This is a genomic window from Amycolatopsis sp. NBC_00348 (assembly GCF_036114655.1).
Lineage (GTDB): Bacteria > Actinomycetota > Actinomycetes > Mycobacteriales > Pseudonocardiaceae > Amycolatopsis.
On sequence record NZ_CP107994.1, the window covers coordinates 3,798,657 to 3,814,800 of the forward strand.

A 16,144-nucleotide genomic window follows, 5' to 3' on the forward strand; every position below is an offset into this window, starting at 1 on the left:
GAAAACGGCACGACTGCCTATCTCGCTGTCGGCCTCGCAAGCTCGGTTCATGACCACGACATTGATCACCGGGGCCAACCGGGGCCTCGGCAAGGAAGCCGCCCGCCAGCTCGTCGCCGCCGGGCACACCGTCTACCTCGGCGCCCGTGACGCCGCTCACGGCCGCGCGGCCGCCGACGAGGTCGGCGCCCGGTTCGTCCGGCTGGACGTCACCGACGACGCGTCCGTCGCCGCGGCCTTCGACCAGCTCGAAGGCGGGCTCGACGTGCTCGTCAACAACGCCGGCATCGCCCTGCTCGCCCTCAACGGCCCGGAGGCGCTGGCGGTGTTCGACACGAACGCGGTCGGGATCGTCCGCGTGACCGAGGCGGCGCTGCCGCTGCTGCGGAAGTCGGCCAACCCGGTCGTCGTCAACATCTCCAGCGCACTGGGCTCGTTCACGGCCAACCACGACCCCGCGCGGCCCGCGTCGCAGGTGTCGGCGATCGTCTACGCCGCGAGCAAGGCGGCGGTCTCGATGCTCACGGTCCAGTACGCGCGGGCGGTGCCGGAGGTCAAGTTCAACGCCGTCGAGCCGGGCTACACGGCGACCAAGCTCGGCGGCATCGAGAACCCCCACGGCCGCCCGGTCGAGGTCAGCGCCCGGACGATCGTCCGGATGGCCGTCATCGGCGAGGACGGCCCGACGGGCACCTTCCAGGAGGACGACGCCGAACTCGGCTGGTGACTCAGGTGATCGCCAGGTGCTGCACGAGCGTGTTGCCCGCGTAACCGTTCACGCCGAACCTCCCGGCGGCGTACGCGGTGTCCGTCGCGTCGATGATCGGGGTGGTGCCGTGGTCGAGCCAGACCTGGATGCGGGTGCCCGCTCGCGCGACCGCCATCGGCGAGGACACCCCACACGCACCCTCCGGAAAGGCGATTCCGAGCTCAGCTCACGTAACCACGAGGTGCTGCGCGAGCGTGTTCCCCGCATCGCCCGTCGACGCCGAACCTCCCGGCGGCGTACGCGGTGTCCGTCGCGTCGATGATCGGGGTGGTGCCGTGGTCGAGCCAAACGCGGATGCAGGCGCCGTTGTCAGCGCGGCCGGCGTCAGCGAAAACGGACCCACGGGCACCTCCAAGAAGACCACGCCGAACTCGGCTGGTGACTCAGGTGATCGCCAGGTGCTGCACGAGCGTGTTGCCCGCGTAGCCGTTCACGCCGAACCTCCCGGCGGCGTACGCAGTGTCCGTGGCGTCGATGATCGGGGTGGTGCCGTGGTCGAGCCAGACCTGGATGCGGGTGCCCGTCGTCCGCACCGTCAGGTGGTACGTGCGGCCCTCGGTGATCGGCGTCGCGTACGTCGCGATGTCGCGGCCCGGCCGCCAGAGCTTGACCACTCCGCTGCTGTCGACGTTCGCGGTGTAGCCGGTGCCGTCGGCGGCCGCGCGGAAGGTCAGGCCGGCCGCGGTGCCGTTGGTGACCGAGACGTCGCCGTCGTAGGTGAAGTCCGTTCCGGTGCGGTCGCTCAGGTAGAAGCCGTTGTCGGGCGAGCGGCCGCGCAGGCCGTCCGGGGTGGTCGTCCAGGTGCCGCCCCGGGCGGTCCAGGCGCCGGACGTGAACGCGTCGAGGCCACCGGGGCCGGTGTTCAGGTTCTGCACGGTCGCCGTGCCGTGGTAGGCGTTCGCGCCGAAGCGGCCCGACGCGTAGACGTCGTCGGTCGCGTCGATGACCGGTGTGGTGCCGTGGTCGAGCAGGACCTGGATGCGGGCGCCCGTCGTGCGCACCTCCAGGTGGTGGGTGCTGCCGGCCGCGATGGGCGTCGCGTAGGTCGCGATGTCGCGGCCCGGCCGCCACAGCTTGACCACTCCGCTCGTGTCGATGTTCGCGGTGTAGCCGGCGCCGTCGTCGGTCGCCCGGAAGGTCAGCCCGGCCGCCTGCGCGGTGTCGAGCCGGACGTCGCCCTGGTAGACGGCGTCGGCCGCGGTGCTCGCGCTGAGGTAGAAGGCGTCGCCGCCGGCCTGGGCCTGCTTGCCGCCGCTGGTGTCGGTCCACGACCCGCCCGCCGCGTGCCACGGGCCCGCCAGGTTGCTCTCCAACGTCGACTGCGCGGTGCCCCAGCTCGTGCTCAGCCGGGTGAACTTCGCGCTCTTCAGCCGCACCTGTCCCCCGGTCGCGAACAGCCGGATGCCCTGGCTGACCGCGGCGGAATCGAAGTTCACGTTGTCGGCGACGGAGAACCGTCCGTCGCCGCCGAAGACCTCGAGCTGGCCGCGGTCCACCAGCAGCCGAATGGTGACCTCGCCGTTGGTGGGCGCCAGCGGCTTCCCGTAGAGGGTGCCCGCCGCGCGGTCGTAGGCCACGGTCCGGTCGGCGCTGCCGTCGGAGCGGCTGTGCAGCGCGAACCCGAACTGCCCGGCGGTCGCGGTCGCGACGTCGAAGGTCGCGGTGATCTCGTAGGTGTCGGCGAGGATCCCGCCGAAGAGGTTGCTCCCGGGGCTCACCGTCCGGTTCTGCCAGCTCCGGGTGTCGGCGCGCAGCGAGTCCAGCTCGGCGACCGGCGTCCGCGTGATCTGCGGGCCGTCGGGCGAGCCGACGAGCTTCAGCTCCGCCGGGAAGGTGGCGTCGCCGGTCCAGGTGCTGCCGCGGTTTCCGCCCTGCCACGCCATCTGCACGACGCGGCCGTCCGGGGCGTTCGAGAACGTCTCGGCGGCGTAGAACGTGCCGCCGGCGAACGTGGTGCCCTGGTTCATCTTCTTCGGCTGCGGCCGGTCGGTGCGGAACGTCGTGCCGTCGAACGAGCCGACGACGTACTCGCTCGTCCCCGACGTCAGCACCCACTGCTGCACGCCGTCGAGCGTCATCGGGAACAGGTCCGGGCACTCGAAGAGCCAGTCCGCCGCGTACCGGCTGGCGAAACTCCAGTGCAGCAGGTCGGGCGAGGTGTAGAGGTCGACGCCGTAGCCGCCCCGGTTCGACCAGACGACCATGGCCCACCGGTGGCGGGCGGCGTCCCAGACCACCTTCGGGTCCCGGCTCTCCGCCGGGATCTCGATCTGCTTGCGCCCCTGGTCGTACGGCTGGAAGCTGCGGCCGTTGTCGTTGCTGTAGTAGACGCTGACGCCGTCGGTGTTGGTGAACACGACGATCGGGTCGAGCGCGCCGGTCTTCAGCCCCGAGGTGTTGTCCCGGTCGACGACCCCGCCGCCGGAGAACAGGGTGCCGGGGTGCACACCGGGTTCCAGCGCGATCGGTTTCTGCGTCCAGTGCACCAGGTCCGGGCTGGTGGCGTGGCCCCAGTGCATGGTGTCCCACTCGAGCCCGTGCGGGTTGTGCTGGTAGAAGAAGTGGTAGAGGCCGTTGGCGTAGACCAGCCCGTTGGGGTCGTTCATCCACCCGGCCTGCGAGCTGAAGTGGAACTGCCCCCGGAACGGCTCCTGGTAGGTGGTCGCCGGGTAGGGGAACTCCGGGTAGTCGGCCACGGTGCCCGCGCTCGCGGGAGCCACGGGCACGAAGACCGCCAAGGCGGCGAGCAGGACGACGAGCGACACGCGGGCGATGCGAACCACGAGCCTCACCCTTCGGAGACAACGTTGTCAGCATCGACGGTGGCACAGGCGTGACGCCGGCCACAACGGCGGATCGGGGGGTTTCGCGAGACTTGAGCGGACAGAAATCCCGGGGCTACACCTGGTCGGACTGCAACGGGACGTACTCGTCGAGGCGCTCGGCCAGGGTCCGGCGGGTGACGGGGACCGCCGTGACGCGGTCCTTGCCGGCACTGCGGCCCGCGGCGGCGTCGTCGACGAAGCGCGCCACTTCTTCCGGCGGCGGGACGAGCTCGTCACCCGGCCAGCGCGCGAGCACGACCGGGTCCTCGATGGGCGCGGTCTCCACCGCGACCGTCCAGCCGCGGCGTTCGCTCCACACCAGCATCACGTCGTGCCGCGGGCGGCCCGGCCAGGGCCGCGACAGCCCGAGGTAGGCCGTGGCCGTGTCGCTGATCTCCACCGTCGTGCCCTCCGCGGGGACTCCGATCGCGGCGGCGACGGCCTGGACGTACGCACCGAGCCCGCGCTCCAGCGCCCGGATCAGGTCCGGTTCCGAGGACTCCATGGGCGTCACGGTAGCCGCCGGTCTCCGATCGTGCCGATCGGGTTTCCCGGACGTGGCCGCGTGGGACGGCCCGGTACGGGGTACCCGGCCGGCTTCGCGCAGAACGAACGGAGAGCCCCATGACCGAGGTCAGCCGGGTGGTCGACGCACCACCGCAGACCGTTTTCGCCGTACTCGCCGACGGCTGGTCCTACGGCGGGTGGGTAGTGGGCAGCTCCCACATCCGGGCCGTCGACGCGGGCTGGCCCGCCGTCGGGAGCCGGATCCACCACAGCGTCGGCTCCTGGCCGCTGCAGCTGCAGGACGAGACCACCGTCGTCGCGGTGGAGACCGGCGTCTCGCTGTCGCTGGAGGCGAAAGCGTGGCCGACCGGGGCCGCCGCGGTCGGCCTCACGCTCGTCCCGCACGACGGCGGCACGCGGACGCTCGTCCGGATGACCGAGCACGTCGTGCGCGGGCCGGCCAAGGTGCTGCCGGAGGCCGTCCAGGGACTGCTGCTGCGGCCGCGCAACGCCGAGTCGCTGGCGCGGCTGGGCGACCTCGCCGTCGGCCGGCTGGCGCGCGTCCAGCCGTGACCGAGTCCACAGTAGACGGACAAGTGCGATGCATCGAATCTGGATCGGTTTGGGCTCCCGCCGAGCGGGTAGCCGTGGGGTGGCCGTGCACTGCAGGTGCGGTACCCGAAATCACTAGAAGGAGCTGACCGCGGCATGAGCACGATCACCAAGTCCGTCGACGTCGAAGCCGATGTGAGCACCGTCTACAACCAGTGGACGCAGTTCACCGACTTCCCCCGGTTCATGGACGGTGTCGACCGCATCGACCAGGTGGACGACACCCACACCCACTGGACCATCAGCGTCGCCGGCGTCACCAAGCAGTTCGACGCCACGATCACCGAGCAGAACCGCGACGAGCGGGTCGCCTGGAAGTCCGACACCGGCCCGAACCACGCCGGCGTCGTGACCGTGCACCGCCTCGACGACACCCACACCCGGGTCACCGTCCAGATGGACATCGACCCCGAGGGTTTCGTCGAGAACGTCGCCGACAAGACCGGCATCCTCGACCACCGCGTCCAGGGTGACCTCGACCGCTTCAAGAAGTTCATCGAAACCCGCGACGGTCACGAGACCGGCGCCTGGCGCGGCGACGTCGACCGCCCGGGTCAGCACACGAAGTAGGTCCGAAAGCCGCGTAGCAGGACGCGAACCGACCGCGATGGGTCCTGCCGAGGAGCCCATCGCGTCACCGGACGGCCGGCTCCCCACCGTGAGATGTACCCGGGGGCCGGCCGTTCGGGCCCGACGGCTGTAACGTTCATGCAGCGAATCGCGTCTTCTTCAGCAGACGGAGACCACAGGCGCGGTCGTCGTCGACCACCGGTGCCGGTGTCCGCGGCCCGGGACGGCTTCCCCCCGACCGTCCCGGGCCTCGCGGGCACCGGCATCGGCGTGCCGGAAGGCCACCGTCCATTCAGGACACAAGACGCAACGGTCAGAGATCCGCGGCGGGCAGGGGGACTTCGACCCGCGGTCGGGCCGATCCGGCGGTTCACCGGAATGCCAGGTTTCGCACCACGTCCGGTGCGGGAATTCCGTTAGTGCGACCCGCTCGGCTTTCTCCCCTCGCGAGCGGGCCGAGGTCCCGGGTTCCGTCGCGTTCACTCCCCCCTCGACGCGGCGGCACCGGGACCGCACACCGGGTCGTGGGTGCGCCGAGCGCACCCACGGCCCGGCGCCGGACCGGCCGAGGGACGAGCCCCCACCAGGCGCGGAACGGTGATACAGGAGGACAAGGCCGCGATGCAGCCGACACGCACCCACGACGACCTGCGAGTGGTCGCGCTGGAGGTCGCCGACGACTTCGGCGAGCTGCCCGCGGTCCGGGCGTGGGCCCACCGCGTGCTGCGGGACCTGCCCGAGCACCAGCGCCTCGACGTCGTCCTGGTGCTCGACGAGCTGACCTCGAACGCCCTCCGGCACGGCGAACCCCCGCGTCAGGTCCGGTTGCTGCGCAAACGCGGCTGGATCTGCCTCGAGGTCGACGACGCCTGCCTGGACCCCGCGTGCCGCCGCACCCCGTCGGACAGCGGCGGCCACGGCCTCGAAGTCGTCGACGCGATCACGGTCTCCTGGGGCCAGCGGCAGCGCAGCACGGGCAAGACCGTGTGGGCCGAGATCGACCTCACCCGCCCCGCCAAGGACGACGACGACTGACCGCCGGCCGGCTGATCAGCGGAGCCCGCGCACGACCGCGGTGAGCAGGCCGGTGAGCTGCGCCCGGAACCTGAGCGCGTCGTGCGCCCACCGCGGCTCCTGCGCGTAAAGCTCGCGCAGGGTCGCGGACGGGCGGGACAGCTGGAACAAGTACGCGCCCATGCTCATCGCGGCGGTCAGCAGCGCCCGGGCGGCGTCGTGGTCGAGGCCGGAACCGGTGCCGACCACGGCCTGGGTCATCACGTCGTAGTCCTCGGTGGCCGAGAGCTTGTAGGCGCGCGCGCGTTCGAGCCGCACAGCGCCTTCCAGGCTGAGCACGACGTGGGTCAGCAGGTCGCAGAAGAGCGGGAGTTCCTCGAGCGACGCCGCGACGGCGTCGGCGAGCTCGTCCGGCGTCAGGTCGCGCGCGTCCGCGAGCCGGGCCACCAGGTGCGCCCGCCAGTCGGACCAGCCCCGCTCGGCCAGCTCCAGCAGCAGTTCCTCGCGCGATTCGAAGTAGCGGCGGACGGCCGAGGCGTGCAGCCCGACCCGGGCCGTCACCTCGGCGAGCGTCACTTCGCGCGCTCCGCGCTCGATCGCGAGGTCCCGGGCGGCGTCGAGCAGCGCGGTCCGGCGCAGCTCCTTGTCGAGCGGCGATCGGGCGCGTTGCTTGGGCCGGGTCACCCCATCACGTTAACGCACGCGGCTTGACTTAACTCGCCGGCGCGCCTACGTTCGAGTTAACGCACGGACGTTGCGTTAACTGACGGAGTGAGGGTTCATGAGTTCAGTGTTCTTCGTGACCGGTTCGTCGCGCGGGCTCGGCCGGCGGATCGTCGAGCAGGCGCTCGCCGACGGGCACCGCGTGGTCGCCACCGCCCGCGACCCGCGCACGCTCGCCGACCTCGTCGAGCGCTACGGCGACCGCGTCCACCTCGAACCGCTCGACGTCACCGACCCGGCCGCGGCCGAGGCCGCGGTGGCCGGCGGGGTGGCCGCGTTCGGCCGGCTCGACGTCGTCGTCAACAACGCCGGTCAGGGCGACCGGGTGTCCCTCGAGGACACGTCGCTGGAGGTGTTCCGGCGGCAGCTGGAGACCAACTTCTTCGGCACGGTCCACGTCACCAAGGCGGCGGTGCCGGTCCTGCGCCGGCAGGGCGGCGGCCGGATCATCCAGATCTCGTCGGTCGGCGGGCGCATCGGCAGCCCCGGGATGACCGCCTACCAGTCGGCGAAGTGGGCCGTCGGCGGCTTCAGCGAGGCGCTCGCCGCCGAGGTGGCGCCGCTCGGCATCAAGGTGACGGTCGTGGAGCCGGGCGGGATGCGCACCGACTGGGCGGGGTCGTCGATGACGACGCCACCGATCAGCGAGCCGTACGCGGCGACGGTCGGCGCGTCCGCCGAAGCCATGGCGGGCTTCGAGAACGTCGCGAACGGCGACCCGGCGAAGGTCGCCCGGCTGGTGCTGACCGTGGCCGGGCTGGCCGAGCCGCCGCTGCGCCTGCTGGCCGGCAGCGACGCCTACGAGTTCGGCCGCGAGACGTGGACCCGCCGAACCGAGATCGACGCGGAGTGGGAACAGCTCAGCCGCTCCGCCGACCACGACGAAGCCGGCGACGCCTGGCAACGGCAGCGGGGCGCGAGCCTTCCCGACGTCCGCGCCTGAGCAGAGCCTGCCGCGTTCCGGGCAGCGCCGCACCGCCACCCATCGACGCGGGCGACCACCAGGCGCTCGCCGTCGTGGGTGCAGCCCAGCGGGCCGCCGACCACGACGTGGCAGCGACGCGAGCTTTCCCGATGTCCGGGCCTGAGCGGAGCCCGTCACGTTCCGGCCGCCGGGAAGGCTACCTCCCGGTAGCATGCGGCTGGTGACGGACAGCCACGACGGACAGCCGGACCGGACGCGGAAAGTCGCGCGGTTCGTCGACCTGCTGCGGGCGGCCGACCGGCGGCCGGGCCTGGTGCGATCCGCCCGCGTCGTGCGGCGGCTGGTGCCCGGCGACCGCGACCTCGGCGACGCGCTGTCGACGACCGCGGGCCACCCGTCCGACCGGGTGGCGCGGCTGCTGGCCGAGGCGAAAGTCGAGCAGCCCAGCGCGATGCGGGAGCTCGGGCTCGCGGCGGTGCAGGTGTGGCAGGCCGTCGCCCAGGGCCGCGAAAGCGACACCGGCGAGACGACGATCGTGTTCACCGACCTGGTCGGCTTCTCCAGCTGGGCCCTCGACGCAGGCGACGCGCGGGCCCTCGAACTCCTGCGCGCGGTGTCGACCGCGAGCGAGGCGACGATCGCCCGCCACCGCGGCCGCGTCGTGAAGGGCCTCGGCGACGGGCTGATGGCCGCCTTCGCCGACCCCGCGGCCGCGGTCGAAGCGGCGTACGAGACGTGCGGCGCGGTCAGTGCGATCGACCTCGACGGCTACCGCCCCCAGCTGCGCGCGGGCCTGCACACCGGCCGCCCGCGCCGCGTCGGCCGCGACTACTTCGGCGTCGACGTCAACATCGCCGCCCGGATCATGGACGCGGCCGGCGGCGGCGAGGTCCTCATCACCGGCGACGTCCTGGCGAACCTCGACCGCGACCGGTTCACCGTCCGCCGTCGCCGCAAGTTCCGCGCGAAGGGCGCGCCCACCGACCTCGAGGTGTTCGCGGTGGTCCCCCGCTACGGCTCCGAAGGCCCGCCCTGGTCGTGAGTGTTTAGGGCGGTTCTAACCGCCCTGAACACTCACGACCAGCTGCGGCAGACCCGGCTACCGCGTCTCGCGGCGGCCTGAGGCGACCACTGCCGGGATCGGCGCGCCGTTGATCACGAACTGCGAACCCGGCTCGACGACGACGTTGCCCGTCGACGAGTTCGTGATCGCCACGTTCGTCAGCGTCGCGCTGCCGCGGGCGCCGCTCATCGCGAGGATGCCCGCGCCGTTGTTCGACTTGTCGATCTTGACGTTCGTGACGGCCGCGGTCACCACGCCGCCGCCCGTCTTGAACTGGATGCCGTCGTAGGTCGAGTCGTGGATCTCGGTGTCCCGCAACGTCACCCCCGGGATGTCCTTGCTCTGCGCGAAGAACGTGATCGCGCCGAACTTCTGCTGCTCGCCCCAGAACACGCCGCCGCAGCGGTAGAGGGCGTTGTTGGCGATCGTCGTCTGCCCGGAGAACGGCAGCGGGTCGTGGTCGGTCGCCAGCATGATGCCCGGGTAGTTCATCGTGTCGTAGACGAGGTTGTTCTCGATCTTGTTGCCGTACCCGCCGTAGATCGCGATCCCGTTGGCACGCCACGGAAGCTGGATCGTGTTGTTGGTGAACACGTTGTCGTGCCCGATGTCCACCGACGGGTCCTTCACGTACTGGCTCGCCCACACCGCGAGCGAGTCGTCACCGGTGGTGCGGAACGACGAGTTGAACACCCGCGAGTTCCGGCTGCCGTTCGTGAGGTTGATGCCGTCGGCGTAGGTGTCGCGGATCCGCATGCCGCTGAACTCGAGGCCGTCGGCCGGCCCCCACAGCGCCGGGATGTTGCCGTAGTCCCGGCCGACCCACACGCCCACGTTCGCGTGCTCGATCCAGACGTTCGCGATCTTCGTGCCGGTGCCGAACCGGCCGTTGAGGCCGACGCCGCCCTCGGCGTTGCCGTCACCGCCGCGGATCCGGCCGGACCCGAAGATGGCGATGTCGGAGAGCTGCACGTTCTTGTCGATGTCGAACCCGAAGTTGCCCTCGTGCGGGTGGTTGATGGTGCCCGCGTCCTGCGGCTGGATCAGCGAGTACAGCTGCGAGCGCCACATGCCGGCACCCTTGATCGTCACGTTGGAGATGCCGATCTGGTTGTACTGGCCACCGCCGTTGGGCACGTTCGGGTCGTCGGTCAGGATCTTCTTCTCCTGCCGCCACTGCCCTTCGGGGATCCACACGCACGCGATGACGCCGTTCTGGTCGTCGGTCACCGCGCGCTGGATCGCCGTGGAGTCGTCGACGCCGTCGTTCGGCACCGCGCCGTACTCGGTGATCGAGGTGCACTCGGCCGGCTTCGCCGTCGCCGGGGCGACCTGCTCCAGGTCGACCAGGTCGAGGACGTAGAACGCCGCGTTGTCGCCGCTGTCCCGCTGCAGCTTGAACTTCGTGCCCGGTGGGTACGACTGCGCGAGCAGCGCGTGGGACTCGTCGAACAGCCGCCGCGCGTCTCCCCCGGGCCGGTTGGTGAGGCCCTCGGGGTCGTCGGTCGTGCCGTAGAGCCAGCTGTGCGTCGAGGAGAGCGTCAGCTTCTGGGCGAACGCGCCGTTGACGTACAGGCTGAGCGTGTAGTCCTGCCCGCCGCCGGCCGCGGCGTCGGGCACCGAGTTGCGCACGACGATCGAGTTCGACTGGTTCGTCGACGTGACCTCGACGTACTGGCCCTGGCTCGCCAGCCGCACGGACCGGCGGCCCGAGGACTCGGTCGCGAAGTTCGTGTGCCCGAACGTGCGCAGCGGGTCCGCCGTCAGCAATTCGCCTTGGTACTGCGCGGCTTCCGCCTCGTACTCGGTGTAGGGCACCGCCGCGCCGCGGCCCACGACGATCGCCCGCGAGAGCGCGTTGTTGGACTCGCTGGTCTCCGCGACGGTGTTCGTCGCGTCGGCCGTCGCCGTCAGGGTGGCGCCGCCGTTGGTGGCGGTCCACGTGCCCGGCACCGCGACGTTCGCCGTGGCACCGGCCGCGATCGCAGCGGTGGTGGCGTCGAGTGTGGTGCTGCCGACGGTCACCCGGGTCACCGACGCGCCCGCGCTGCTCGTGCCGCGGTTGTGCACCGCGACGGTGAACGACACCGCCGCGCCGACCGCCGGGTTCGGCGGGTTCGACGTGATGCCGGTGACCTCGAGGTCCGGCCCCGGCGCCTGCGCGATGACGAGCTGCGTCGGTGAGGTGTAGGTGTTGTTGGTGTCGTTCTGCTCGACCACGGTGTTGGCCGGGTCGACGGTCGCGGACACGCTGTAGGTGCCCTGCGGCCGGGTGCCCGCGTTGACGGTCACCGTGGTGGACGCGCCCGCGGCGAGCGCGCCGACGGCCGCGTTGCCCACTACCGTGCCGCCGAGGCTGACGTTCACGGTGGTCGCGGCCGCGTTCGCGGTCCCCGCGTTCTTCACCGTCGCCGACACGGCGACCTGGCTGGTCTCGGTCGGGTTCGCCGGCGTCCAGGACGTGCCGGTGACGACGAGGTCCGGGTTCGGCGCCGGGGTGCCGAGCACCTGGAACTCGGCGACCTGGCCGCCGGGCGCGCCGGAGTTGGCGGAGAACTGCAGCCGGACGTCCGCGGCCCGCCCGCTGACCGGGATGGTCACCGAGTTCTGGTTGCCGGCCGGGTCGAAGCGGTAGTCGGCGCGGGCCTTCAGCGACGTGAACGCGGTCGCTCCCTGGTCCCGGCCGAGGACCTCGAAGTTCTGCGTCCGCGCGCCCCAGGCCGCGTCCGGGTTGAGCTTCACGACGACCGAGTCGAGGTCGGCGTTGGCGCCGAGCTTCACCGTCAGCGTGTTCGGGTAGCCCGCGGCGGACTCCCAGTACGTGGCGGTGTTGCCGTCGTTGGCGTTGGTGGCGACGAAGTCGTTGACCGTCGACGACGCCTCGATCGGCTTGCCGACGGCGAGGTTCTGGCCGGCCTGGGTGCCTTGGCGCACCACGTGGTTGCTGTCGGTGGACTCGTTGCCGGCGGCGTCCTTGGCCCGCACGAAGTACTCGACGCGCGTACCCGCGGGGCGCGTCTCGCCGAACGTGGTGCCGGTGACCGTCGTGACGGGCGCGTTGTCCCGGTAGACGGTGTAGCCGGTGAGGCCAACGTTGTCGGTCGAGGCCGACCAGCTCAGCCCGATCTGGCCGGAGCCGGGCTCGGTCAGCGCGAGGTTCGCCGGCGCGGTCGGCGCCTGCGTGTCACCGGTGTCCGCGCCGTAGAGCTCGAACTCCGAGAGCTGCGCGGCGGGCCACTGCGTGTTGGCGGTGATGTTCAGCCGCACGTACCGGGCCGACGCCGTCACCGGGATCGTCACGGTGTTGCCGCCGGGGGTGAACGCGTACCCCTTGGCCGCGACGAGGTCGGTGAACGAGGTGCCGTCGGCGCTGCCGCGCACGGCGAGGGTCTGGGTGCGGGACTCCCAGGCCGCGGGCAGTTTCAGCACAACTCGCGAGAGCGACTTGGCCGACCCGAGGTCGGCTTGGAGCCACTGAGGGAAAGCGTTGTTCGCGGACTCCCAGTAGGTGTCCTGGTTGCCGTCGACGGTGTTGGCGACGGGATAGCCGGGCAGCGCACTGCTGGCCGACACGGTGCGGGTCAGCGGCACGTCCGCAAGCGCGGCCGGCCGGACTTGGGCGGTTTCCGAGGGTGGTGACGGTGGTGGCGCACCGGCCGCGGAGGCGAGCCCGGTGAGGGTGAGCCCCGCGGCGAGGAGACCTGCGACGAGCCGGGACAGGCGCATACGAGTCATGGCGTCTTCTCTTCTTCGAGACAGCAGGAGGGGAGCCAGAGTCGTACGAGCATGCAACAACCGGGAGACAACATGCAAGAACTTGACATGGATGAGTAAATTTACGACTAAGAGGCGTTGCTCCATCAGGAGGACGCCGTTTGGTCGCGCGCACGTGCCGGTCTACAAAGGACGGAGGTCGCGAAGGTGAGGGCCGGCCGCCGAAGGTTCGCTGAGCCGCCACATCGCTGAGCACTGGATTCGGCGGGTAGCTGAATTCGCCGGGTCTCGCCCGGCCGGGTTGACGGGGTCGCCGGGGCACCGGAATTGCGGCCAGCCGGGTTCACCGGAAGGCCGCTGGGGCCGCCGGGGAGCTTGGGTGCCTTCGCCGGTTCGAAGGCACCCGCGTCAGCCGCCGGCGAAGTCCTGGGTCAGCCAGACCGAGCCGTGGGAGTCGCGGGTGACGACGATGCCGATGCGGGTGAAGGAAGTGCTCAGGATGTTGCGGCGGTGGCCGTCATTGGGCGGCTTCTCGTCGATCATGCTCTGGGTCAGGCCGAGGGCCATCCGGGCGATCGGGTCGGTCGCGTCGGCGACGGGGCCGCCGGTGCCGATGTTCTCACCGGCCGAGGTCCACTGCGCGCCCGCCGCGTGCTCGCGGTCGCCGAGCGGGGCCTCGCCGGGGCACTGGTGCGACAGTCCGCACCCGCCGGCCATCACCCGGTTGTGCGCCGCGGCGCCGGTGACCAGTGCGGGATCCATCCGCAGCGCGGGCAGCCCCGCGGCGGCGCGCTGGTCGTTGATCAGCGCGAGGACCCGTTCCTCCGGCGTCAGGACACGAGGCTTCGCCGAACTCGGCGGCGGAGGCGCGGCGGCCGTCGGCGTCGAACTCGCTTGCGTGGACGCCGGCGCCGAGGTGCTCGCCACCGGCACGGAGCTCGAGGCGGCGGTCGTGCCGGGTTCGGTCACGGGCGCCGGAGCGGGCTCGGATGTGCCCCCGGACAACGCGGCCGGCGGCTGGACCGGCTGGCCGTGCGGGGAGAGAACCACGGCCCCGGCCACGCCGAGAGCACAGACGATGGCCGCACCGGCGGCCGCGAGGAAGGGTTTCGTGGCAAGGAATCGGGCGAGCGCACCCGCCGCCACGGCACTGCCCGCCGTGGCAGCACCGGCACCCGCCGTCGCGCCGACCCCGGCTGCGGCACTCGCGGCACTCCCGGCGCCGGCACCCGCGGCCACGCCGCTTCCGGCGGCGGCGCCACTACCGGCACCGCCGCCGGCCGCACTACCTCCGGCGGCACCTCCGCCGGCCGCGATTGGGCCGCCTACCGCCGGTCCCGACACCACGTCCCACAGGTTCGCCAGTAGTTGTGGCAAGTACCCGGCCGGGAGCACCAGCAGGGCCGCGCCCGTGAGGATCCGGTCCACCGGGACCGCATCGTCCGTCTCGCGGCGGCAACGCCCGCACTCCTCCACGTGCCGCAGGAACCGCTTGCGCCACAACGGTCCCGGGCGGCCCGACCAGCCCGATGATGCCTGGTCCAGGCGGGCGCACCGCGGCTCGGCCGTCAGGGCGCGCACCAACGGGCGGATCGTCTCCAAGCGGGTCTTCAGCCTGCTCACCCGGACCGTCACCAGGTGGGCGTCCAGGCGCAGGGCCTCCGCCACCTCCGTGCGGGTCAGGTGCCCGGCGCGCTCGAGGGTCCACAGGGCCAGCAGTTCGCGGTCCGCCGGGTCCAGCCAGCGGGCCGCCTCGTCGACCTCTCGGCGTTGCTCCGCTATGTGCAGCCGGGCCAACGCTGTCTCGGCGAACTCGGCGCCGGGATCTGGGCGCTCGTCGTACTCGGCCAGTGGGTCCGGGGCCGCGCTTCGGCGGCGGTGGTGCTCGCGGATCTGGTTGATCGTGACGGCCACCAGCCATGACCGGAACCTGGCCGGCTCGCGCAGGGTCTCGATGCCCCGCAGGACACGCAGCATCGTCTCCTGCACGACGTCGTCGACGTCGGCGTCCGACGAGAGTGCGCGGCCGGCGATGCTGTAGACCAGCGGCAGGTACGCCGCGACCAGCGCGTCGAGCGCCGTGCTGTCCCCGGCCCGCGCGGCGACCACCTGCGACACGTCCACCTGCTCGAGCCGCTTCTGACCGATCACGTCCACACCCTCACTCCGCCGACGAATTCCCGTACGACCAGGAGACCGGGCCCGACCATCCTGGATCACAGAAACTTCGTCCGCGAGTGAGCCGGGTCACATTCGATGCGTGTTACAGTCATGACTGTAATGACTGGAGGGAGACGCGGGTGAACGAGGAAGCCTGGATCGAGCAGGTCTCGGCCTTCTTCGCGCGCCAGGAAGGGCTGCCGCCGATCACCGGGCGCATCCTGGGCTGGCTGATGATCTGCGAGCCCGCCGAACAGTCCGCGGCCGACATCGCCGCCGGGATCAAGGCGAGCCGCGCGTCGATGACGGCGAACATCCGCTCCCTGACCGCCACCGGGCTCGTCCGCCGCTACACCCGCGCCGGTGACCGGACCGCCTACTACCGGCTCGACGACCAGGGCTGGGAAACCGCCGTCCGCCGGCGCATCGAAGGCATGAGCGCCTTCGAGGACGTCCTCCACCAGGGCCTCGACCTCGTCGGCCGCGACGCCGAACGCGCGTCCCGGCTGCGCGCCGCGCAATCCGTCTACCACTGGGTCGGCTCGCTCCTGCGGCCGCCGGAGAACGGAGACCCCGATGACCGAACAGGTCCGCTTGAGCCAGGAGAAGGAAACCCTGCTGATGGCGCTGTACCTGCGCGCCCTCGACAACCGCCGCGCGACGCCGATCCTCGGTGACCCGTTCGCGCAGGACGTCGTCGACCGGATCGACTACGACTTCGGCCGGCTCGGCAACCTCAAGGGCAACGCGCCCCTGATCGCCACCCGCGCCCGCCAGTTCGACGCCTGGACCCGCGACTTCCTCGCCGGCCACCCCGACGGCCTGGTGCTGCACCTGGCGTGCGGCCTGGACAGCCGCCCGCTGCGCATCGACCGCCCGGCGACCGCGCAATGGATCGACGTCGACTACCCTGACGTCATCGAACTGCGGGAACGCCTCTACGGACCGATCGACGGCGTCCGCACGGTGGGTTCGTCGGTCACCGAAGACGCGTGGTGGGACGAGATCCCGGCCGACCGGCCCGCGCTGGTGCTGGCCGAAGGGCTGCTGATGTACCTCGCCCCGGACGACGTGGACCGGCTCGTCGACCGGGCGCTGCGGCACTTCCCCACCGGCCGTCTCGTCTTCGACGGCGTCGCGCCGTGGGTCAAGACGATCGCCGGCCTGCAGCCCTCGATGCGCCGCGCGGACACCGGCTTCCGCTGGGCGATGCCCGCGCCGGAAGCCTTCGCCACCGAGCACCCACCGCTGCGGCTGCTCGA

General features: G+C 71.7%; 14 protein-coding genes and 1 pseudogene. 8 read left to right on the forward strand and 7 right to left on the reverse strand.

Features of this window, described 5'->3' with window-relative positions:
- Nucleotides 1–49: 49 nt before the first annotated feature.
- Complete coding sequence (locus tag OHS58_RS16280) at nt 50–727, forward strand: SDR family NAD(P)-dependent oxidoreductase (RefSeq protein ID WP_328648835.1); 678 nt, start codon at nt 50–52, stop codon at nt 725–727.
- Between the two features lies 1 nt (nt 728).
- Here the strand turns inward: OHS58_RS16280 and OHS58_RS16285 are convergent, their stop codons facing one another.
- The 3 genes from OHS58_RS16285 to OHS58_RS16295 all read right to left on the reverse strand — a co-directional run bounded on the left by OHS58_RS16285 (nt 729) and on the right by OHS58_RS16295 (nt 4,099).
- Nucleotides 729–884, reverse strand: a complete 156-nt coding sequence (locus tag OHS58_RS16285; RefSeq protein ID WP_328648836.1) for a hypothetical protein — start codon at nt 882–884, stop codon at nt 729–731.
- Nucleotides 885–1,152: 268 nt separating this feature from the next.
- A complete protein-coding gene (locus OHS58_RS16290) occupies nt 1,153–3,552 on the reverse strand; it encodes a glycoside hydrolase family 32 protein (RefSeq protein ID WP_328648837.1) in 2,400 nt (799 codons plus the stop codon).
- 115 nt (nt 3,553–3,667) lie between these two features.
- The gene (locus tag OHS58_RS16295; protein ID WP_326949018.1) at nt 3,668–4,099 is read right to left on the reverse strand and encodes a DUF6292 family protein; all 432 of its coding nucleotides are present in this window, start codon (nt 4,097–4,099) and stop codon (nt 3,668–3,670) included.
- A gap of 119 nt (nt 4,100–4,218) precedes the next feature.
- Here OHS58_RS16295 and OHS58_RS16300 point away from each other — a divergent pair, with 119 nt between their 5' ends.
- From OHS58_RS16300 to OHS58_RS16310, 3 genes are all read left to right on the forward strand, one after another.
- On the forward strand, nt 4,219–4,674 hold the full coding sequence (locus OHS58_RS16300) for an SRPBCC family protein (RefSeq protein ID WP_328648838.1): 456 nt from the start codon (nt 4,219–4,221) through the stop codon (nt 4,672–4,674).
- Nucleotides 4,675–4,809: 135 nt separating this feature from the next.
- Entirely contained in the window at nt 4,810–5,283 is a 474-nt protein-coding gene (locus OHS58_RS16305; protein WP_326949017.1) for an SRPBCC family protein, read from the forward strand.
- A gap of 621 nt (nt 5,284–5,904) precedes the next feature.
- Nucleotides 5,905–6,318 (forward strand): ATP-binding protein, encoded by a 414-nt coding sequence (locus tag OHS58_RS16310; RefSeq protein WP_326953808.1) that lies wholly within the window; start codon nt 5,905–5,907, stop codon nt 6,316–6,318.
- Nucleotides 6,319–6,333: 15 nt separating this feature from the next.
- Here the strand turns inward: OHS58_RS16310 and OHS58_RS16315 are convergent, their stop codons facing one another.
- Nucleotides 6,334–6,981: a TetR family transcriptional regulator gene (locus tag OHS58_RS16315; protein WP_328648839.1), complete on the reverse strand. Its 648-nt coding sequence runs from the start codon at nt 6,979–6,981 to the stop codon at nt 6,334–6,336.
- 97 nt (nt 6,982–7,078) lie between these two features.
- On the opposite strand from OHS58_RS16315, the gene OHS58_RS16320 reads away from it, so the two are divergent.
- Together OHS58_RS16320 and OHS58_RS16325 are read left to right on the forward strand one after the other, a co-directional pair.
- Nucleotides 7,079–7,963, forward strand: a complete 885-nt coding sequence (locus OHS58_RS16320) for an SDR family NAD(P)-dependent oxidoreductase (protein ID WP_328648840.1) — start codon at nt 7,079–7,081, stop codon at nt 7,961–7,963.
- A 193-nt stretch (nt 7,964–8,156) separates the two neighbouring features.
- Entirely contained in the window at nt 8,157–8,987 is an 831-nt protein-coding gene (locus OHS58_RS16325) for an adenylate/guanylate cyclase domain-containing protein (protein ID WP_442875538.1), read from the forward strand.
- Nucleotides 8,988–9,044: 57 nt separating this feature from the next.
- Here OHS58_RS16325 and OHS58_RS16330 read toward each other — a convergent pair whose 3' ends face one another.
- Both OHS58_RS16330 and OHS58_RS16335 read right to left on the reverse strand, forming a co-directional pair.
- Nucleotides 9,045–12,734, reverse strand: coding sequence for a CARDB domain-containing protein (locus tag OHS58_RS16330; protein ID WP_442875563.1), 3,690 nt, complete (start codon nt 12,732–12,734; stop codon nt 9,045–9,047).
- Nucleotides 12,735–13,130: 396 nt separating this feature from the next.
- Nucleotides 13,131–14,873, reverse strand: a complete 1,743-nt coding sequence (locus tag OHS58_RS16335) for a sigma-70 family RNA polymerase sigma factor (protein ID WP_328648843.1) — start codon at nt 14,871–14,873, stop codon at nt 13,131–13,133.
- Between the two features lie 149 nt (nt 14,874–15,022).
- Between OHS58_RS16335 and OHS58_RS16340 the strand changes: the two genes are divergently transcribed.
- Nucleotides 15,023–15,559 carry a GbsR/MarR family transcriptional regulator gene (locus tag OHS58_RS16340; protein WP_328648844.1) on the forward strand — a complete coding sequence of 179 codons (537 nt, stop codon included), beginning with the start codon at nt 15,023–15,025 and terminating at the stop codon, nt 15,557–15,559.
- Nucleotides 15,504–15,914: pseudogene (locus tag OHS58_RS48735) on the forward strand (class I SAM-dependent methyltransferase); the annotation flags it as partial. The gene OHS58_RS16340 and the pseudogene OHS58_RS48735, both read left to right, overlap by 56 nt.
- Here the strand turns inward: OHS58_RS48735 and OHS58_RS16345 are convergent.
- The gene (locus OHS58_RS16345; RefSeq protein WP_328648845.1) at nt 15,821–16,117 is read right to left on the reverse strand and encodes a hypothetical protein; all 297 of its coding nucleotides are present in this window, start codon (nt 16,115–16,117) and stop codon (nt 15,821–15,823) included. The pseudogene OHS58_RS48735 and the gene OHS58_RS16345 overlap by 94 nt on opposite strands.
- Between the last annotated feature and the right edge of the window lie 27 nt (nt 16,118–16,144).